The sequence below is a fragment of the Curvibacter sp. GW821-FHT09D12 genome (genome assembly GCF_059416245.1).
Genome location: NZ_JBWKOU010000001.1, coordinates 337636 through 356617 on the forward strand (window position 1 = coordinate 337636; position 18982 = coordinate 356617).

Here is an 18982-nt window from a genome sequence, read left to right on the forward strand (position 1 = left end):
ATGCTGGGTTCCACGCACGCCAGTGCCGAGGGTTTGTGGTTCAACCTGCGGGTCGCGCCCGGTGCGCTGACGGCCGATGGCCCGCCCGACAGTGACGCCTTGCTGGTGCAAGGGGGGCAGATTGCCTGGGTCGGGCGCCTGGCCGATGCCGTGCTGCCGCCCGGCACCCCCAGGCACGATGGCCGGGGCCATTGGCTCACGCCCGGCCTGATCGACTGCCACACCCACCTGGTGTATGGCGGGCAGCGTGCCCCTGAATTCGCCTTGCGGCTGGCCGGGGCCAGCTACGAAGAGGTGGCACGCGCGGGCGGGGGCATTGTCTCCAGCGTGCGGGCCACCCGCGAGGCCAGCGAAGACGAACTGCTGGCCAGCGCCAGCGTCCGACTGCAGAGCCTGCTCGCCGAGGGCGTCTGTGCCATCGAGATCAAGTCGGGCTATGGCCTGAGCCTGGCGCACGAGCGCAAGCAGTTGCGGGTGGCGCGGCGCCTGGGCGAGCTTCACGGCATCACGGTGCGCACCACCTTTTTGGGCGCCCATGCCCTTCCGCCCGAGTACGCGGGGCGCAGCGCCGATTACATCGATCTGGTTTGTCGCGAGATGCTGCCGGCGCTGGCAGCCGAGGGCCTGGTGGATGCGGTGGACGTGTTCTGCGAGCGCATCGCGTTCTCGCTGGCCGAGACCGAGCAGGTGTTTCAGGCTGCCCAAGCCCTGGGCCTGCCGGTGAAGCTGCACGCCGAGCAACTGTCCGACATGGGCGGCGCGGCGCTGGCGGCGCGCTACGGTGCGCTGTCGTGCGACCACATCGAGCACCTGTCGGCCGAGGGCATTGCGGCCATGCGCCGCGCGGGCACGGTGGCCGTGTTGCTGCCGGGGGCCTTCTACACCTTGCGCGATACCCAACGGCCGCCCATCCAGGCCTTGCGTGAGGCCGGTGTGCCCATGGCGGTGTCCACCGACCACAACCCGGGCACCTCGCCAGCCCTGAGCCTGCTGCTGATGGTCAACATGGCCTGCACCCTGTTCCGCCTGACCGTACCCGAGGCCCTGGCCGGGGTCACCCGCCACGCCGCCCAGGCACTTGGCCTGCAGGACACCCATGGTGTCCTCGGCCCGGGGCGGCCTGCCAACTGGGTGCTGTGGCCTGTGGGCGAGGTGGCCGAACTGGCCTACTGGCTGGGCCAGCGAGCCCAGCCCACGGTGGTGCGCCAGGGGCGCATCACCCAGACCTGTTCCGAAGCGGACGTGAGATCTTCGACATGAGCACCGACATGCGCACCAACACCTTGTTTGCACCCCACGCCCTGCTGCCTGATGGTTGGGCCCGCGACGTGCTGCTGCAGTGGGATGCAGCCGGCGTGCTGACGCACGTGCAGGCGGGGGTGCCGGTGGGCGCGCAGGCACCCGTTGGGGTGGCCCTGGCCACAGGCCCCGTGATCCCGGGCCTGCCCAATCTCCATTCACATGCCTTCCAGCGCGGCTTTGCCGGCCTCACCGAGCAGCGCAGCAGCCCGGGGCAGGGCGGCGAGGCCGACAGTTTCTGGAGCTGGCGCACCCTGATGTACCGCTTTGCCGGCAGCCTGACACCCGAGCGGCTGGAGGCCATCGCCACCTGGCTGTACCTGGAGATGCTGGAGGCCGGCTACACCTCGGTGTGCGAGTTCCACTACGTGCACCACCAGTCCGACGGCCAACCCTATGCCGACGATGCCACCTTGGCGCGTTGCCTGTTGCGGGCGGCGCAGCGCACCGGCATGGGCATGACGCTGCTGCCCGTGCTGTACCAGACCGGCGGCTTTGGCGGGCAGGCGCCGCACGGCGGGCAGCGGCGCTTTCTGCGCAGCACCGACAACCTGCTGAGCCTGCTGGACACGCTGCAGGGCGAGATCCAGCAGGGCCTGCACGGCCACGGTACCCGGCTCGGTCTGGCGCCGCACTCGCTGCGTGCTGTGCCACCCGACAGCCTGCGCGAAGCTGTGGCGGGCCTGACGGCCCTCGACCCCGAGGCCCCCATCCACATCCACATCGCCGAGCAGACGCGCGAGGTGGACGATTGCCTGGCCTGGAGCGCGCGGCGTCCGGTCGAATGGCTGCTGGAGCATGCACCGGTGGACCGGCGCTGGTGCCTGGTGCACGCCACCCACATGACCGAGGCCGAATACCGCGCCGCGGCCGCCAGCGGCGCGGTGGCCGGCCTGTGCCCCAGTACCGAGGCCAACCTGGGCGACGGCCTGTTTGACCTGCCCCTGTGGCGCGATGCCGGCGGTGCCTGGGGCGTGGGGTCTGACAGCCATGCCTGCGTGAATGCGGCCGAAGAGCTGATGCTGCTGGAGTATGGCCAGCGCCTGCAGCGGCATGAGCGAAATGTGTTGGCCAGCGCCCGCCAGCCTGGCGTGGCCACGGCCATGACCTTGCAGGCCGTGGCGGGCGGTGCCCAGGCCTGCGCCCGCCCCGTGGCGGGCTTGGCACCAGGGCAGCGAGCCGACTGGGTGGCGCTGGACCCGCAGCACCTGGCCCTGGCCGGTCTGCCTGCGCCCGACATGCTCTCGGCCCATGTGTTCGGCAGCCACCGCAGCTCGGCCGTGGCCGAGGTGCGGGTGGGCGGCGTGCCCCGCGTGCAGGCGGGACGCCACGCCTTGCACGATGAGGCGGCCCGGGCCTTTGTGCAGGCCCGCCGCGAACTGCTTGAAAGTACCTGACCTTCTCCTATCCGAGGCCCTCCCATGACCGCGACCACTTTCACCACCGATCAGGCTGCCTTCCGCCTGCACCAGGGACACCGTCCGCTGTTGATCTCCATGCCCCATGTGGGGACCTACGTGCCGCCCGCGCTGGCCCAGCGCCTGACGGCCGAAGCCCGGCAGGTGCCCGACACCGACTGGCACCTGGAGCAGCTCTATGGCTTTGCACGCGCTCTGGGCGCCTCGATCCTGGTGGCCACCCATTCGCGCTACGTGATCGACCTGAACCGCCCACCCGACGGCGCCAGCCTGTACCCGGGCCAGAGCGTGACCGGGCTGTGTCCCGTCGATACCTTTGACGACACCCCTTTGTACGCCGACGGTCGGGGCCCGGACGAGGACGAGATCGCACAGCGACGCGAAGCGGTGTGGGCGCCTTACCACGCCTGCTTGCAGGCCGAGTTGCAGCGTTTGCGGGCCCAGCATGGCGTGGCCATGTTGTGGGACGCGCACTCGATCCGTTCGGTGCTGCCACGCTTCTTCGACGGCAAGCTGCCCGACCTGAACCTCGGCACGGCGGATGGTGCCAGTTGCGACCCGGCCCTGGCGCAGCGCTTGCTGGAGATCGCCCAGGCCGCGCCGGCGCACACCGCGGTGCTCAACGGGCGGTTCAAGGGCGGGCACATCACCCGCCATTACGGCCAGCCGGCCCAGCGCATCCATGCGGTGCAACTGGAGATGACGCAGTGCAGCTACATGCAAGAGGCCTTGCCTTTTGACTACCTGCCCGGGGTGGCCGCCCGCATCCAACCCACCGTGCAGCAACTGATCGAGGCCATGCTGGCCTTTGCCGAGGGGCCTTGAACTGACCCCCAGGGGGATCCCGGGTGCTTGATAGGTCTGTTCGAGCTGGGGCATGATCCACGCCGCTTGTACCCAATCAGGAGACCCCATGTTCGAAGGCATTTTGATCACCAAGGACGACGCCGGTTACCGCGCCCAGTTGCAGTCCATCGACGAGGCACAGTTGCCCGAGGGTGACGTGACGGTCCAGGTGGCCTGGTCCACACTCAATTACAAGGATGGCCTGGCCATCACCGGCCAGTCGCCCGTGGTGCGGCGCTTTCCCATGGTGCCGGGCATTGATTTCGCGGGCACCGTGACGGCCAGCAGCCATGCCCACTGGAAGGTGGGCGACCCGGTGCTGCTCAATGGCTGGGGCGTGGGCGAAACCCATTGGGGCGGCCTGGCCGGGGTGGCCCGGGTCAAGGGCGATTGGCTGGTGCGCCTGCCCGAGGCCTTCAGTGCCCGCCAGGCCATGGCGATCGGCACCGCGGGCTACACCGCCATGCTGTGCGTGATGGCTTTGGAGCGCCACGGCATTCAACCTGGTGACGGCGACATCCTGGTCACGGGGGCCAATGGCGGTGTGGGCAGCGTGGCCCTGGCCCTGCTGGCGCGACTGGGCTACCGCGCCGTGGCCTCGACCGGTCGGCCGCAAGAGGCTGAACACCTGAAATCGATCGGCGCCGCCGAGGTGATTGACCGGGCCGAACTGGCCGCGCCCGGCAAAGCACTGGGCAAGGAGCGCTGGGCCGGGGTGGTGGATGCCGTGGGCAGCCACACCCTGGCCAATGCCTGCGCCTGCACCCGATATGGCGGCGCGGTGGCGGCCTGCGGACTGGCTGGGGGCATGGACTTTCCGGCCACGGTGGCGCCTTTCATCCTGCGCGGGGTGACGCTGTACGGCATTGACAGCGTGATGGCTCCGCTGCCGTTGCGCCAGCAGGCCTGGGCGCGCCTGGCCCGCGACCTGGACCCCACCTTGCTGGAGGCGTTCACCCGTGAAATCCCACTGGCCCAGGCCCCCTCGGTGGCGGCCGATCTGTTGGCAGGCCAGGTGCGCGGCCGCGTGGTGGTGCGCGTGACGGCGTGAGGCCCGGCACCCTCTGACAGGCAACATTGGCCATGTCGGCTTGGGCGGATGGCGGGAACTGGCTGGTTTTTTGAGTTCTTTTCCGTTCGTCACTTCTTATCGGCTGTGTTACGAATTGTGTTGATATGAAACATAAATGAACTTAAGATGGCGGCATGTAAAAGGCACACCCGTCCGAAAGGCGGGGTCGCAAAGCCACCGGTCTAAGCCCTCAGGGGTATGACAGCGGGGTTGCCAAGCCCCTGTGGCTTCTTCTGCGAAGCCCACCTGGATCCCCAGGTCCCAGAAGCCGGCAACCCACCCGCTCGGTGTCCTGGCTTCCCTTCTTTTGATGGCTGTGCCTCCCGTCCAACTGACCGGAGAGTGCCATGGCCTCCTTGATTCAATTCCATTCCTTGCGTTCTGCGCCAGCCGCCTGCGGCCTGGCCTTGAGCGCGATGACCTTGCTGCTGGCGGCCTGCGGCGGCGGCGATGCCGGCACGGCTGCCAGCCCCTCGGTCAGCGCCACCACCACGCTGTCGGCCGCGGTGGACACCTTGCCGGAGTCGGCAGCCACGCAGACCGCCCTGCCCACGTTTCACCTCGCACCGGTGCAACTTCAGGCGCCTGACGACGTGGATGCCTCTGGCTCGGGCGCATCGGCCCAAATGGCTCCCCGCGTGCAACTGGTGCCTGCCGAATTGGCCGGCCTGAGCAGCCGTCGCCTGACGCCCGAAGCGATGATCCAGGCCAAGGCCCTGGGGGTTCCTGCCAATGTCCAGTCCGATGACTCGACCGCGAAGGCCGGGACCGCCGTGGTCACCTATTCACCGGCGCAGATTCGGGCTGCGTACGGCTTGCCGGCTACTCCGGCGGCGGGTGCCAGCCTGACGGCTGCCCAGGCTGCTCAGTTGGGTGCCGGCCAGACGATCTACATCGTCGACGCCATGCACAACCCGAACGTGGCGGCCGAGTTGGCCACCTTCAACAGCAAGTTCGGCCTGCCCACTTGCACCACCAAGGCCATTGCCACCACCGCCGCGCTGCCGCTGGCCGCCCCGTCGGCCTCGGCCTGCGAGCTGTCGGTGGTGTACAGCAACACCAGTGGCGCCATGACGGGCACCGCACCTGCCTACGATTCGGGCTGGTCGACCGAGATCTCGCTGGACGTTCAATGGGCCCACGCGATCGCGCCTCTGGCCCGCCTGGTGCTGATCGAAGCCCCGGACTCCGGCGTGAACAGCCTGCTGGCCGCCGTGGGCTTGGCCAACAAGATGGGCCCGGGCGTGGTGTCGATGAGTTTTGGCGCCAACGAAGGCAACTGGACCGCTTCGGCCGACAGCTATTTCGGCACGGCCAACATGACCTACCTGGCGGCCGCCGGTGACTCGGGTGCCGGCGTGAGCTGGCCGGCCGTGTCGCCCAAGGTGCTGGCCGTCGGCGGTACCTCCCTGACCTACAGCGGCACGGGCAGCCGCAGCGAAGTGGTGTGGAGCGGCTCGGGTGGTGGCACCAGTGCATACACCGCCACGCCCAGCTACCAGACCAGCGCGGTGCCCGGCATGGGCACGGTGGCGCGTCGCACCGTGTCAGATGTGGCCATGAATGCCAACCCCAACACCGGCCAGTACGTGGCGGTGATCCCTGCCGGCAGCACCACCGCCCAATGGGTCAGCGCAGGCGGCACCAGCATGTCCACCCCGCAATGGGCGGCCCTGATGGCGGTGGCCAACGCGATGCGTGTCCAGACCGCCAAGGCTCTGCTGGGCGCACCGCACTCGGTGCTGTATGGGCAGATCTCGGTGAATGCCAGCAGCTATGCCGGTGCGTTTCTGGATGTGGTGTCGGGCAACAACGGCACCTGCGCCACCTGCAGCGCGCACACCGGTTTTGACACCCCCACCGGCCTGGGCACGCCCAACGGCAGCAACCTGCTGAGTGTGTTGAGCGGTGCCACCGTGACCAACCCGCCGGTGGTGGCTTCGGCCAGCATCACAGGCCAGGTGGGAACGGCCCTGTCGTTCACCGTGTCGGCCAGCGCTCCCAATGCCGTGACCTACAGCCTGACCGGCGCACCGAGCGGCATGGCGATCTCTACCGCGGGTGTGGTCAGCTGGGCCACCCCGGTGGCGGGCACCTACGCTGTGACGGTGGTGGTCAAGGACAGCAAGACCGGCCTCAGCGGCCAGGGTGTCTACACCGTGACCGTGACCGCGCCGGTGGCCCCCACCGTGACCGCCGCCACCGTCAATGGCACGCCAGGCACCGCCTTGTCGTTCACCGTGAACGCCACCGGCGCCAATGCCCTGAGCTACAGCCTGAGCGGTGCCCCCACCGGCATGAGCATCAACGCCAGCACCGGCGTGGTGAGCTGGACCAGCCCGGTGCTCGGCAGCTACAGCGTGACCGCCATCGCCAAGGACAGCAAGACCGGCCTGACCGGACAAGCCGTGTACACGGTCAAGATTGCAGCCGCCACCTCGACCAGCAGCGGTTTGTCGGTCAATGCACCCGCCATCTCGGGTACGGCAGGCAAGGCGGTCAGCGGCACGATCACGATCACGGATTCGGGTGTGAGCTGGGTGTCGGTGTCGATCTCTGGCGCACCGCTGGGCATGTCGTTCTCGATGACGGGCCTGACCGTGACGGCCAACTGGCCCAGCCCGACGGTTGGTAGCTACTCGCTGACCATCGTGGTCACAGACTCGGCGGGCCGCAAGGTTCAGGTTCAAATGCCGGTGACCATCAAGTAAGCAACTCGCTTTCGTCTCCACGGAGCGGCGCCAGGGAATGCCCTGGCGCCGTTTTTTTTGTGCTGGCAGACCGTCAAGGACAGTTCAAGGCCATGGCTTGGCCCTCCCAGGCGCTTTGGCGCACCGGGCCCTGGCCCGGGCAGCTGTAGCGCACGATCAGGAACTTGCGTTGGTTCGGCGCGGGGTCGCCGCACAAGCCGTTGTTCACCGCGAGCACCGGCATGGGCTGCTCGGCCAGCGTCCGGGCAATGCCGGCACGGGCATCACAGGCACGCTCGGCCGTGCCATAGCGGGCCTCGTGCAAGGTGATGGGGGCCGGGCTGGCGCCCAAGGAACCCGGCCAGCCTGGGTTCGCGCCCGGCTGCCAGGGGGCCTGGCGAGCGGCGGCCAGGCCATCGGCATAGCCCTGGTCGTAACCGCGGCGATAGGCGAAGTTTTGGCCCTCGCTCTGGGCCTGGGCCAGAGGGGCCAACAAAACAAGGCTCAGTCCGGTGATGAGCAGGGCCCCTGGCAAGGGGCGACTTGGGCGCAAAGGCATGGCGGGCTTTCAGGCCCGCGGGAAGGATGAGGGATCTGCGGGCTTGCACGCTCAATGAGTGGCGCAGGCGGGGCGTTGACACCCGATCTGTATCAACTTGTGCTGGTCTGTGAAGCGCGTCTCAAACGCCCAGGTACTGGTCCAGCAAGGCCGGGTTGGCGCGCAGTTCCTCGGAGCTGCCTTCGAAGGCCACCTGGCCTTTGACCAGGATCACGTTGCGGTTGCTGATCTGGGTGACGTGCTTCCAGTTCTTGTCGACGATCACGCTGCTGATGCCGCTTTCGCGAATCAGGCCGCAGATGCGCCAGATCTCGCGTGCGATCAGGGGCGCCAAGCCCTCGGTGGCCTCGTCGAGGATCAAGACATCGGGGTTGGTCATGAGCGCGCGGCCGATGGTCAGCATCTGCTGTTCGCCCCCGGACAGTTGCTGGCCACCGTGGTTCAGTCGCTCGGTCAGGCGTGGAAAGGTCTCCAGCACGCGCTCGTAGGTCCAGTCGCGCTGGCCCCGGGTGCCGGCGCGGGCGGCCATCTGCAGGTTCTCGCGCACGCTGAGGTTGCCGAAGATGCCGCGTCCTTCGGGCACGTAGGCGATGCCCAGGCGTGACACCTCGTAGGGCGAGCGCCCGGTCATGGCGCGGCCCGTGATGTTCACCAGGCCCGAGCGGGGCTTGACCAGGCCCATGATGCTTTTCAGCAGGGTGCTCTTGCCCATGCCGTTGCGTCCCATCAGCCCGATGGTTTCACCGCGTGCCACCGAGAAGCTGAGGTCACGCAGGATGTGGCTGGCACCGTAGAAGGTGTTGAGGCCCTGGGCCTGGATCAGCAGTTCGGGGGTGGGTCTCATTCGTCGGCTCCGAGGTAGGCGGACTGCACCAGCGGGTCGGCACGCACCTCGGCGGGACTGCCGCTGGCGATGCGCTGGCCGTTGACCATCACGGTCAGGCGATCGGCCAGCGTGAAGACGGCGTCCATGTCGTGCTCGACCAGCATCATGGCATGGCCGGGCTTGAGCCGCAGCAGCAACTCGACCACCCTTTCGGCCTCGGCCACGCCCATGCCGGCCAGGGGTTCATCCAGCAACAGCACCTGCGGTTCGGTGGCCAGGGTCATGGCGATCTCAAGCTGGCGCTGTTCGCCATGACTGGCTGCGCCCGCGACGGCCTGGCGGCGGGCCTGCAGACCGGCCAACTCCAGGGCGCGCTCGGCGCGTTCGTTGATCGCACGGATGCTGTCGGCCCGCTGGAGCCAACGCCAGGCCTGCGGGCTGCGCGACTGGGCTGCCAACCGGATGTTGTCCCACACGCTCAAGGGGGCAAAGATGTTGGTCTTCTGGTAGCTGCGGCCCAGGCCCTGGCGCGAGATGCGTTCGGCCGACCAGCCTGTGACGTCTTGTCCGCCCAGGGTGATGCGGCCCTCACTGGGGGGCAGGTCGCCCGAAAGCAGGTTGGTCAGGGTCGATTTGCCGGCACCATTGGGGCCGATCACGGCATGGATGCAGTTGCGCCACAGATCGAGTTCGACCTGGTTGACGGCGGCCAGGCCACCGAAGCGGCGGGTCAGGCCGCGCGCACTCATCAGCACTTCGGGGGTCTGTGTGGCGTTCACGCTTGCTCTCCAGAGGGGGCTTTGCCTGCGCGCTGGGTGAGGCCCAGCAGTCCCCGGGGCGCAAACACGATCAGCGCGACGATGAACAGGCCCATCCACAGCTGCCAATGCTTGCCGGTGTCAAAGCCGCCGACGGCCGGCAGGTCCTTGAACAGGTCGAGCAGCAACTCGAAGGTGAAGGCCCCGACAATGGCCCCGGCAAAATTGCCCATGCCGCCCAGGATGACCATCATGATGGCGTGAGCGCTCATGTGAAAGCCCATCAGTTCGGGGTTCACGTAGCCACTCTGTGCACCCCACAGGTAGCCGGCCAGACCGGCCAATGCGCCGGCCAGGGTGAATGCCGCCAGCTTGTAGCCAAAGGTTCCGAAGCCCATGGCACGCATGCGGTGTTCATTGATGCGGATGCCTGCCAGAGCCCGGCCGAACGGGCTCCAGAGCAGGCGCCGAAGAAAGGCATAGACCGCCACCAGAAAGAACAGCGTGAAATAGTAGAAGCTCAGCTTGTTCTCGAGATCGAAGGGCAACCAGCCCGCCAGGCTCGCATCCGGCTTGAAGTTGATGTACAGGCCATCCGAGCCACCCAGGAGCTTGTTGTCGAAGAACAGATAGAACACCATCTGCGCAAAGGCCATGGTGACCATGATGAAGTAGATGCCCTGGGTGCGCACCACAAAGAAGCCGATCACCAGGGCCGCCAGCGCCGAGGCGGCCACCGCCACGGGCAGCGTCCACCACAGGCTGGCGGGTTCGCCTGCGGGCGTGATGAAGGCCAAGGCATAGCCGGCCAGCCCGAAATAGGCTGCATGCCCCAGGCTGACCAGGCCGGTCACGCCCTGCAGCAGGTCCAGGCTCATGGCGAAGATGGCCAGGATCATCATGCGTGCCACCATCTGCACGTAGAAATCGCTGCCCACGAAGGGGAAGCTCAGCAGGGCCAGCAGGCCCAGGGCCAGCGCGGCCTGCAGGCCACGGGGCAGGGTCTCGAGACGGGCGCGGGGGGCAGACATCAGTGGAACTCCGGGCGTAGGGGGGGCAGGGCAGGGGTGTGCGTGAACGCTGCGTCGGGGGTCATTGCTTGAACAGCCCCTCAGGCTTCCACAACAACACGGCGGCCATCAGCATGTAGACCAACATGCCCGAGACCTGGGGCAGCAGCACCTTGCCAAAGGTGTCGACCAGGCCCACCAGCAATGCCGCGATTAAGGCACCGCGCACCGAGCCGATGCCGCCGATGACGACCACCACAAAGCACATGATCAGGACCTGTGAACCCATGTTGGGGTAGACGCTCGCAATGGGGGCCGCCACCATGCCGGCCACGGCGGCCAGGCCCACGCCGAGGGCAAACACGATGGCATGGATCAGCCGGATGTTGATGCCCAGCGATTCGGCCATGTCGCGGTTGAAGGCGCCGGCCCGGATCTTCATGCCCAGCCGGGTGCGCGAGATCAGCAGGTACAGGCCGAGGGCCAGCAGCAGGCAAACCACCGACATGAACAGGCGGTAGGCCGGGTAGGAGAGGGTGTCGGTCAGTGGCAGCGACCAGTCCAGCGCCTTGGGGATGTCCACGCCGTGAACGTCGTCGCCCCACAGCAGCGAACGCAGCTCTTCGAACACGTAGATCAGGCCGAAGGTCAGCAGCACCTGATCCAGGTGGTCGCGCTGGTAGAAATGGCGGAACAGCAGCCATTCAAGCGCCAGGCCCAAAGCCACCGACAGCAGGGCCCCGAGCACGATGGCCAGCGGCAGGCTGCCCACCTGCGCGCTGAGCCACCAGGCCAGATAGGCCCCGAGCATGTAGAAGCTGCCATGGGCGAGATTGACCACGCCCATGATGCCGAAGATCAGCGTCAGGCCGGCCGCCAGCATGAACAGCAGCAGGCCGTACTGCACGCTGTTGAGCAACTGGATCAGAAGGTTGGCAAGGTCCATGGCGGGGCGGGGTTTGAAGTGGGTGGGCCGTCGGATCGGATCAGGTGTGGCGACGCGACATCAGCAGCAAGCCACCCATGAGGGTGAACAGTCCGCCCGAGATGCGGTTGAACCACTGCATGCGGCTGCTGGAGCGCAAGGCCGGGGCCAGCCGCGCCACGCCCAGGGCGCACGCCGAGAGCACGGTGAATTCAAAGCTCACGAAGGTGCCGGCCAGCAGGCTGAACTGCGGCAGAAACGTGGCGGTCGGGTTGATGAACTGCGGAAAGAAGGCCGTGAAGAACAGGATGGCCTTGGGGTTGCTACCCCCCACCATCAGGCCCTGCAGGTACAGGCGTGCATAGGACTGGGGCTGACGCTGGCCCGGCGAGTCGGCGGCCTGGGGCGAAAAGACCGTTGCCCGACTGCGGAAGGTTTTGATGCCGAGCCAGATCAGGTACGCGGCACCGACGCTTTTGAGAACCAGGAAGGCGGTTTCTGACGCTGCCAGCAGGGCGCCCAGGCCCAGGGCCGAAAGCAACATCACCCCCAGCACGGCGGTCACACTGCCCGCCACCGAGGCCAGGGCGCGGCGTGGGCCGTACTGCAGCGAGTTGGTCATGCACATGAGCATCGTGGGGCCGGGCGACAGCACGAGCAGGGCCACGGCGGCGAGGTAAAGCAAAAAGGTACTGAGGGTCATGGCGATGAGGGGGCAGGTGAGGCAAACACAGGTCGTGGCCACGGGATCCAGGCGCACGAACAACAGGCCGGCGCTCCAATCGAAGCGCTGGTCACATCATTCTTGCAAATGCTGGGCCCTTGTGGGCAGGCCGCCCCCGTTCGATCAACCCAGCCGGCAACCCGCGCCGCTGTCGGCCAGGGCCTTGGCGGCCACGCCGAGCACCTTGTTCTCGCCTTTTTCAACCACCCGCAGGTAGATGTCCTGTACCGGGTTGTGGGCCCGGCTCATGGTCCACTTGCCACGCGGGCTGTCGATCACAGCCGACTCGAGCGCCTTGTACAGCGCTGGCTTGCTGCCGCTGAGGTCCCCTTTGACGGCATTGGCGCCTTGCACCAGCAACAAGCCCGTGTCGTAGCCCTGCACGGCATACACATCCGGTTGCATCTTGAAGGTCTTGGCATAGTCGAGGCGGAACTGCTTGTTGCGCGGCGTGTCCAGCGAATCGCTGTAGTGCATGGTGGTGATCACGCCGTCGGCGGCCGGGCCGGCGGCCTCGATCACGCCTTCGGTCAGAAAGCCCGATCCATAGAGCGGGATCTTTCCCTTCAGACCGGCTGCCGCATAGTCACGCATGAACTTGGCGGCCCCACCTCCGGCAAAGAAGCAGGCCACCGCATCGGGCTTCAGTGCAGCGATTTCGGTCAACAGGGCCTGGAACTCGACGTTCGGGAACGGCAGGCCCAATTCTTTGACGATGGTGCCACCGGCCTTGGTGTAGCTCTCCTTGAAGCCCTCGTAGGCCTCGTCGCCAGCGGCGTACTTCCAGGTGATCCAGACGGCCTTCTTGTGGCCACGGGCCACCATGGCCGCGCCCAGCGCCTGGGTGGGTTGGGCATTGGTGAAGCTGGTGCGGAACACGTTCGGGGCGCACAGGGCCCGGGTCGCTGCATGCACGCCGGCGTTGGGGATCAGGCTCAACACCCCGCTGTCGCGTGCCACCTTCTGGATGCCCATCTGCACGCCCGAGTGCACAGTGCCAATCAGCACATCCACCTTGTCTCGCTGGACCAGTTTGTTGGCGTTTTCGATGCCCTTGGCGGGCTCTGATTCGTCGTCGACCTTGAAGTATTCGATCTCGCGCCCGCCGAGCTTGCCGCCTTGCTCATTGATGGCCATGCGCACCCCGTTCTCAATGGCCACGCCCAGTTGGGCGTAGGTGCCGGTGTAGGGCAGCATGAAACCCACACGCAGCTTGCCGGTTTGGGCTCGGGCCAGTTCGGGCAGCCACAGGCCGCTGGACGCTGCACCCACCAGGGCGGCGCTGCGGCTGAGGATCAGTCGGCGTGAGGTCATGTGTGTCTCCAGTTGTCGATTTTCAAAACATCGGGTGCGTTGTCAGTGCAAGGCCTTGACCGAGGGCGACACCCCGCTGAACGGCAAGCTTTGGTGCCAGCGGGTGGCTCGCTTGGCGCGACTTCGATGAAGGCGTTCCGCATTGTGGCTGGGTGATCATCTGCTTGGTATGCAATAAAGTGCCTGCACGTCTTGTGCACGCAGTATATTGCCGACATTCGAATTCAAGCGATTTTTTTCTGCCCGTGAAAACCCTGCCCGGCTTCGGCCAGTTGAGGGTCTGTTTGAGGGGGAAGTGCTTTGCTGCGATCAGGCGATGTCATCCGATGGCAGGCTGTCGCGTTGTAGGGGGGTCTTTACAGGAGATCACTCATGCAAGTCCCTCTGAGCAAGCCCCAGCGCCCAACCCTGGGCATCTGGCCGTTTGACGAACGCGACCGCAAGCGTCAACCCGCATGATCAGATGCAGGCGTGCTGAGGCCGCTGCCCCTGCGCTGGCCAGCGGGGCCTCGGTGGCGCGCCAAAAAGAAACCCGGCCAGGGGGCCGGGTGCAACCCCTTGCGGGGCCTGCGCAGGGAGTCGGACGCAGGTTCGGGTTGGCGGGGTGTGACAGCGATGTTTGAGCTTAGACGCTGGGCCCGCTTTTTTCCAGCAGAGCTTGGACTGCGCAGTGCCCCTGACCCGGGCGGCAATGCCCGAAGCGCATGCCGGCGATGAGACCCATGAGCGTCACGGCGGTGGGGCGACGCAAATGTGTCAATGCGTAAATCCAAACTGAGCGCAGCAGGCCATCGCCGCATAGGCCCCGCCCGTCGTGATAAAACCGGCGGAGTGACGGGATGCTGCTGCAACGGATATTTGCAAAGCGCTTATTCAATGGTTTTCGAGGTAACAACGAGAAACATTTGAACCTTATTTTTCACGACTCTGCCCTTAGTATCGCGCCCTGTTCATGGTGTGTCTGGCTGATTCACAAATGCCGCGTGATCTGCTTCCAGACCTGCCAGCTCTCTCGAATGCCTTGCTGGCCAGGGAGTGATTTTTCAGGGAATACGCGTGTGAAACTCGAAACCTTCGTGCCCATCGCCATGGGCTTGCTTCAGGAGCCAGGACTGCGTTTTGAGGTCTTCCTCAACAGCCGGATCCGCATTCATCGCCCCGAGGCCCCACGCACCATGGTGATGCACCTCATGATTTATGTGGTTCAGACCCTTGAGCGGGCTGATTCCGATCTGATTCAATTGGCGGCGCGTAATTTTGGTGCGATATACCGTGAAGCCTTGAAGCAGTGGGCGGCTGATCCGGAGGCGCAAGAGCCTTTTCGGTACCTGATAGATACTGAGATATTTACACTTTGATAGTGTCTTGTCAGAGTTCAAATCATTCGATGGCCCCTTGATTCGTTTGAAGGGTTGATTGAAGGGTTGATTGATAAATATCAGCGGTGTTTCTTTATCGGTTCGTCCGCTGTTTTTGTATCTGGTTACTTTTGTTGCTCACATTTGTTGGAATGTATCGTCAACGCTCCCTAGCATGAATCCCTTTCAGGAGATTCCATGGCGATTCAACCTAACTTCTTTGGCAAACGCGATCCTGATGGCGTGGCTTCCCGGGTTCAGCCCGGTGCATCGGCTCAGCCCGGTGCCGGCCTTGCGCCCTCGCAGTCCTCCAAGACGGGGGCTCCCAGTCCGGTCGCGCAATCTGTCCCGGTGGAGGCAACGGTCAAACCCGCCCCTGCCGAAGGCGGCAGTCGCCTCACCGTGGGGCCCAACATCAAACTCAAGGGCGTTGAGATCACCGATTGCGACACGCTGGTCGTCGACGGCATGGTGGAAGCCACCATGGACTCGCGCTTGATGCAGATTTCGGAGCAGGGGTCTTTCCGGGGCGCGGCTGACATCGATCTGGCCGAGATCAAAGGGCGTTTTGAGGGCAGCCTCAATGTGCGCGGCAAACTGATCATCCACGCCACGGGCCAAGTCAGCGGAAAAATCCGTTACGCCAAACTGATTGTTGAAGATGGCGGGCAGTTGAGTGGTGACATCGAGTGCGGATTGGGTGCGCCGTCTGGCCTGGCCCGCCCAAAAGCCGATGTGGTCCTGGCCTCTCAGATCACGGACGCGGTTCCCAAATCGGCCCCCGTGCTCTGAAGGCGGCGCGGGCACGCGCTGGCGTGCGGCTTGCCAGGGGCGAACAGGCTGGGGGCCGGCCCTGGCATCAGCCCTGTGGCGGTGGCTCTTGGTCTTTGAGCCACCGCCACAGGGTGGCCCGGCTCACCCCCAAGGCCCGTGCGGCGTCTTGATGGCGGCCTTGATGGTGGAGCAAGGCGTTTCTTGCCTGCTCGGTGCGACCCTTCGGGTCGCTGGCGGGCAGCGGCGGCCACAGGCGGTCCAGCCTGACCCAGTCCACGGTGTCCAGCTTGTCAGTGCCCCGCAGTGCCACGGCAATTCTGTCCATCAGGTTGCCCAGTTCCCGGACATTGCCCGGCCAGCGATGGCTGAGCAGTGCTGCCGTGGCCCTGTGCAGCACCTCGGCAGCTGGCCAGGCCAGGCCCTGCTGGCGCAGGCTGCGCTCAAGCAGGGCATGGGCCAGCTGGGGCAGGTCGGCGCTGCGTTGGCGCAATGGGGGCAGTTCCAGCCGCAGCACTTCAAGGCGATAGAACAGGTCTGCACGAAAGCGGCCTTCGGTCACCCAGTCTTGCAAGGGGCGGTGGGTGGCTGCCAAAACCCGGACATCCACGGGAATGGCGCCGGTCGCCCCCAGGCGCTGGATCTCGCCCTCCTGCAGAACCCGCAGCAGGCGGCTCTGCAGTGGCAGGGGCAGGTCACCGATCTCGTCCAGGAACAGCGTACCGGTGTGGGCTCTTTCGAACAGGCCGCGTCGGCCGCCACGCCGGGCGCCGGTGAAGGCCCCGTCTTCGTGGCCGAAGAGTTCGCTCTCCAGCAGCCCTTCGGGCACGGCGGCACAGTTCACGGCCACAAAAGGGCGGGCAGCCCGCGGACTGGCGTTGTGCATGGCCTGTGCCATCAGCTCTTTGCCGGTGCCGGTTTCGCCGGTGATCAGAACCGGCAGGTCGGTGGGGGCGAAGCGGCGTGCGTCATCCACCACGTGAAGCCAGGGAGGGCTGGTACCGATCAGGTCTTCAAAGCGATGCCGGGCCGTGCCTTGTTCTTCACGCTTGCGCATGCGCAGCCGGTTGTCCGCTTCGTGGATGGCCTGGGCGGCGTACAGCGTCAGTGTGGCGCCGACCACTTCGCCGCCGTCGGCCCAGGGCATCAGACTGGCGACCCAGTCGCGCTGGCGCAGGTTCAGCACGCTCTGACGCGCCTGCAAGGGGGCCGTGGCGGACCAGCCCAGTTCAGGCCAGAGTTCGTCCAGGCGCCCTTGGGGCGCCTGAGCGGATTGCCAGCCCAGTGCCTGAAGCATGGCTGGGTTGGCGGCGATCAGGCGACCCTCGCGATCGACCGCGAGCACGGCATCCTGCAGGTTTTGCAGCACGCCATGAATCTGCGCGTAACGTTCGCGTTCCAGTTGCCGTACCCGGGCCAGGTCCAGCGCGTTGTCGAAGCCTTGCCGGATGCTGTCCAGCGAATAGGCAAGGATGCCTGTCAGTCCCAGCTCGTTCGCGAGTTCGAGCACCAGGCTCGATCCCACCACCACCCGACAGCCTTCGGCCCGGAACAGGGCCAGCGTCTGGCGGGCGTCCTCCGGTGTCCTGTAGGCCTGCTGGAGCACCTCGATGTTCAGCAAGGTCTTCACAGATTCCAGCTCCGGGATGGTTTGGCCGTAGGTGAGGATGCCCACTCGGTCGGTGCTGGCGCGGGCTTGGATCAGTGCCTGCAGGATGTCGAAGCCTGTCAGCTGGATCGTGGCCACGGGTGCCTGCAGGTGGCGTCGCAGCAGGCTGGCGTTCGAGCCGGCACTCACAAACACGTCCACACTGCCACTGGCCAGTCGCTCTCGCGCCAGATCCAGCGTTCGATCAAAGCTGCCATCGACCACTTCGATTTCGGCTCGATGGCGGTATTCGGCCAGCACAGGCTGGGCCAGTTGGCGGATGGCAGGGTAGCTCAGGAAGCAGAGGCGGGGCAGGGCCATGGCGTCTCCTTGTGATGTTTCATGATTGTTGCTTTAAGGTTTCATGAAACATGAGCCGCACGCGACAAAACAAGAAAATCGAGCAGTGACAAGGACTTGCGATCGTCTTCGGGTTGGCACGGGGCCTGCATTCAGTGGGCAGGGAACACACACAAGGAGACACCCATGACACCCATGACGCCCCGCGGTTTGCGACGCCGAAACCTGCTGCTGGCCACCGGTGCCGGCCTGTCTGGCCTGGCCCGGGCCCAAGGACCGACGCCGCGATGGCCTGCCAAGCTGGTAACCATCGTGGTCCCTTATTCGCCGGGTGGCGGGACTGACATCGTGGCCCGGATCGTGGCCCAGCGGCTGTCCGAGCATTGGGGTGTCTCGGTGGTGGTGGACAACCGCTCTGGCGCCAACGGGGTCATCGGGTCCCAGCACGTGGCCAAGCAGCCGCCAGATGGCCTGACCCTGCTGATGGTGGTGGGCTCGCATGCCATCAATCCGGTGCTGATGAAGGCGCTTCCTTACGACACCCCCCGTGCCTTCACCCCCATCACCCGCCTGGCTGACTCGCCCATGGTGCTCGTGGTCTCGGCCAAAGCCCCCTACAAGGACTTGCGCGAACTGATCGAGGCCGCCCGCAAGGAACCCATGGCAGTCGGCTATTCGGAAGGGCAGACCCGGCTGACTGGTGAGTTGATGCGGCAAGCGGCCCAACTGAAGACCGAAGGGGTGCCTTACAAGGGCGGCGCCCCCATCATGGTCGACATCATTGGCGGGCATCTGCCCATGGGGGTGACCAGCGTTCTGACCGCGCTGCCCCATGTTCAGTCGGGCAGTTTGCGTGTGATCGGGGTGGCCGCAGCGGAGCGCATGCCCCTGTTCCCGGACGCGATGACCTTCCGCGAACTGGGCTATGCCCAGGTCGAGTCCCTGAGTTGGTATGGTCTGTTCGGGCCTGCCGGGCTGCCTGCGGCCCTGGTCGCGCAGATCAATGCGGACCTGCGGCGCATCACGGCCGACCCTGCGCTGCAAAAGCAGCTCACGGCGCAAGGTGCGCAGGTGGTGCTCACGCCGCCTGAGGAGTTCGCCCGCTTCCTGCAGGCCGAGACCGGCAAATGGGCCCAGGTGGCTCAGCGCGGTGGCATCCAGCCTGAATGAACGGCTGAATCGCACCAACGTCCTCTGATTCATTTTTCTACTCTTTAGGAACCCAAGCCATGGCCGCCTCGATCGCCCAACTCAAGCAACGTCTCTCTCAACCCGGCCTGGTGATCGCACCGGGTGTCTATGACATGGTCTCACTGCGCCTGGCCGACCGCTTCGGCTTCGAGGCCTTGTACATGACGGGCTTCGGCACCGTGGCCTCCCACCTGGGCCTGCCGGATGCTGGGTTGGCCACCTACAGCGACATGCAGGGGCGTGGGGGGGGGGGGGGGGGGGGGGGGGGGGGGG

16 protein-coding genes, 1 pseudogene and 1 riboswitch (1 of these 18 cut by a window edge) are annotated in these 18982 nt (G+C 66.0%); of the genes and pseudogenes, 9 read left to right on the top strand and 8 right to left on the bottom strand.

Annotated features, from left to right (window positions below):
* The 5 genes from hutI to AC07PT_RS01630 all read left to right on the top strand — a co-directional run bounded on the left by hutI (position 1) and on the right by AC07PT_RS01630 (position 7346).
* Positions 1-1260 carry an imidazolonepropionase gene (gene hutI, locus AC07PT_RS01610; protein ID WP_494655562.1) on the top strand — a complete coding sequence of 420 codons (1260 nt, stop codon included), beginning with the start codon at positions 1-3 and terminating at the stop codon, positions 1258-1260.
* Positions 1261-1268: 8 nt separating this feature from the next.
* Positions 1269-2696, top strand: a complete 1428-nt coding sequence (locus AC07PT_RS01615; protein ID WP_494655682.1) for a formimidoylglutamate deiminase — start codon at positions 1269-1271, stop codon at positions 2694-2696.
* Positions 2697-2720: 24 nt separating this feature from the next.
* Entirely contained in the window at positions 2721-3542 is an 822-nt protein-coding gene (gene hutG / locus AC07PT_RS01620; protein WP_494655563.1) for an N-formylglutamate deformylase, read from the top strand.
* 88 nt (positions 3543-3630) lie between these two features.
* Positions 3631-4614, top strand: coding sequence for an acrylyl-CoA reductase (NADPH) (acuI, locus tag AC07PT_RS01625; RefSeq protein WP_492345193.1), 984 nt, complete (start codon positions 3631-3633; stop codon positions 4612-4614).
* Positions 4615-4767: 153 nt separating this feature from the next.
* A riboswitch (cyclic di-GMP riboswitch) is annotated at positions 4768-4853 on the top strand.
* Between the two features lie 129 nt (positions 4854-4982).
* The gene (locus tag AC07PT_RS01630) at positions 4983-7346 is read left to right on the top strand and encodes a putative Ig domain-containing protein (RefSeq protein WP_494655564.1); all 2364 of its coding nucleotides are present in this window, start codon (positions 4983-4985) and stop codon (positions 7344-7346) included.
* Positions 7347-7419: 73 nt separating this feature from the next.
* Here AC07PT_RS01630 and AC07PT_RS01635 read toward each other — a convergent pair whose 3' ends face one another.
* From AC07PT_RS01635 to AC07PT_RS01665, 7 genes are all read right to left on the bottom strand, one after another.
* On the bottom strand, positions 7420-7884 hold the full coding sequence (locus AC07PT_RS01635) for a hypothetical protein (protein WP_494655565.1): 465 nt from the start codon (positions 7882-7884) through the stop codon (positions 7420-7422).
* 121 nt (positions 7885-8005) lie between these two features.
* Positions 8006-8728: an ABC transporter ATP-binding protein gene (locus tag AC07PT_RS01640; RefSeq protein ID WP_494655566.1), complete on the bottom strand. Its 723-nt coding sequence runs from the start codon at positions 8726-8728 to the stop codon at positions 8006-8008.
* Positions 8725-9459, bottom strand: coding sequence for an ABC transporter ATP-binding protein (locus tag AC07PT_RS01645; protein ID WP_492345590.1), 735 nt, complete (start codon positions 9457-9459; stop codon positions 8725-8727). Before AC07PT_RS01645 ends, AC07PT_RS01640 begins: the two co-directional genes overlap by 4 nt.
* A gap of 26 nt (positions 9460-9485) precedes the next feature.
* Complete coding sequence (locus AC07PT_RS01650; protein ID WP_492345197.1) at positions 9486-10499, bottom strand: branched-chain amino acid ABC transporter permease; 1014 nt, start codon at positions 10497-10499, stop codon at positions 9486-9488.
* A gap of 61 nt (positions 10500-10560) precedes the next feature.
* On the bottom strand, positions 10561-11424 hold the full coding sequence (locus AC07PT_RS01655; protein WP_492345198.1) for a branched-chain amino acid ABC transporter permease: 864 nt from the start codon (positions 11422-11424) through the stop codon (positions 10561-10563).
* A gap of 40 nt (positions 11425-11464) precedes the next feature.
* Complete coding sequence (locus AC07PT_RS01660) at positions 11465-12106, bottom strand: LysE family translocator (protein ID WP_494655567.1); 642 nt, start codon at positions 12104-12106, stop codon at positions 11465-11467.
* Positions 12107-12250: 144 nt separating this feature from the next.
* Positions 12251-13441, bottom strand: a complete 1191-nt coding sequence (locus AC07PT_RS01665; RefSeq protein ID WP_019575328.1) for an ABC transporter substrate-binding protein — start codon at positions 13439-13441, stop codon at positions 12251-12253.
* Between the two features lie 839 nt (positions 13442-14280).
* On the opposite strand from AC07PT_RS01665, the gene AC07PT_RS01670 reads away from it, so the two are divergent.
* Complete coding sequence (locus tag AC07PT_RS01670; RefSeq protein ID WP_492345200.1) at positions 14281-14799, top strand: hypothetical protein; 519 nt, start codon at positions 14281-14283, stop codon at positions 14797-14799.
* Between the two features lie 198 nt (positions 14800-14997).
* Positions 14998-15591, top strand: a complete 594-nt coding sequence (locus tag AC07PT_RS01675; RefSeq protein WP_492345201.1) for a bactofilin family protein — start codon at positions 14998-15000, stop codon at positions 15589-15591.
* Between the two features lie 67 nt (positions 15592-15658).
* Here AC07PT_RS01675 and prpR read toward each other — a convergent pair whose 3' ends face one another.
* A complete protein-coding gene (gene prpR, locus AC07PT_RS01680; protein ID WP_494655568.1) occupies positions 15659-17539 on the bottom strand; it encodes a propionate catabolism operon regulatory protein PrpR in 1881 nt (626 codons plus the stop codon).
* A 165-nt stretch (positions 17540-17704) separates the two neighbouring features.
* Between prpR and AC07PT_RS01685 the strand changes: the two genes are divergently transcribed.
* Both AC07PT_RS01685 and AC07PT_RS01690 read left to right on the top strand, forming a co-directional pair.
* Positions 17705-18688 (top strand): tripartite tricarboxylate transporter substrate binding protein, encoded by a 984-nt coding sequence (locus tag AC07PT_RS01685; protein WP_494655569.1) that lies wholly within the window; start codon positions 17705-17707, stop codon positions 18686-18688.
* 59 nt (positions 18689-18747) lie between these two features.
* Positions 18748-18982 (top strand): annotated as a pseudogene (locus tag AC07PT_RS01690) (isocitrate lyase/PEP mutase family protein) (it continues 673 nt past the right edge of the window).

Coding starts and splice junctions, on each gene's coding strand:
- hutI (WP_494655562.1), top strand. CDS start 1: ATGCTGGGTTCCACGCACGCCAGTGCCGAGGGTTTGTGGTTCAACCTG.
- AC07PT_RS01615 (WP_494655682.1), top strand. CDS start 1,269: ATGCGCACCAACACCTTGTTTGCACCCCACGCCCTGCTGCCTGATGGT.
- hutG (WP_494655563.1), top strand. CDS start 2,721: ATGACCGCGACCACTTTCACCACCGATCAGGCTGCCTTCCGCCTGCAC.
- acuI (WP_492345193.1), top strand. CDS start 3,631: ATGTTCGAAGGCATTTTGATCACCAAGGACGACGCCGGTTACCGCGCC.
- AC07PT_RS01630 (WP_494655564.1), top strand. CDS start 4,983: ATGGCCTCCTTGATTCAATTCCATTCCTTGCGTTCTGCGCCAGCCGCC.
- AC07PT_RS01635 (WP_494655565.1), bottom strand. CDS start 7,884: ATGCCTTTGCGCCCAAGTCGCCCCTTGCCAGGGGCCCTGCTCATCACC.
- AC07PT_RS01640 (WP_494655566.1), bottom strand. CDS start 8,728: ATGAGACCCACCCCCGAACTGCTGATCCAGGCCCAGGGCCTCAACACC.
- AC07PT_RS01645 (WP_492345590.1), bottom strand. CDS start 9,459: ATGAGTGCGCGCGGCCTGACCCGCCGCTTCGGTGGCCTGGCCGCCGTC.
- AC07PT_RS01650 (WP_492345197.1), bottom strand. CDS start 10,499: ATGTCTGCCCCCCGCGCCCGTCTCGAGACCCTGCCCCGTGGCCTGCAG.
- AC07PT_RS01655 (WP_492345198.1), bottom strand. CDS start 11,424: ATGGACCTTGCCAACCTTCTGATCCAGTTGCTCAACAGCGTGCAGTAC.
- AC07PT_RS01660 (WP_494655567.1), bottom strand. CDS start 12,106: ATGACCCTCAGTACCTTTTTGCTTTACCTCGCCGCCGTGGCCCTGCTC.
- AC07PT_RS01665 (WP_019575328.1), bottom strand. CDS start 13,441: ATGACCTCACGCCGACTGATCCTCAGCCGCAGCGCCGCCCTGGTGGGT.
- AC07PT_RS01670 (WP_492345200.1), top strand. CDS start 14,281: ATGCTGCTGCAACGGATATTTGCAAAGCGCTTATTCAATGGTTTTCGA.
- AC07PT_RS01675 (WP_492345201.1), top strand. CDS start 14,998: ATGGCGATTCAACCTAACTTCTTTGGCAAACGCGATCCTGATGGCGTG.
- prpR (WP_494655568.1), bottom strand. CDS start 17,539: ATGGCCCTGCCCCGCCTCTGCTTCCTGAGCTACCCTGCCATCCGCCAA.
- AC07PT_RS01685 (WP_494655569.1), top strand. CDS start 17,705: ATGACACCCATGACGCCCCGCGGTTTGCGACGCCGAAACCTGCTGCTG.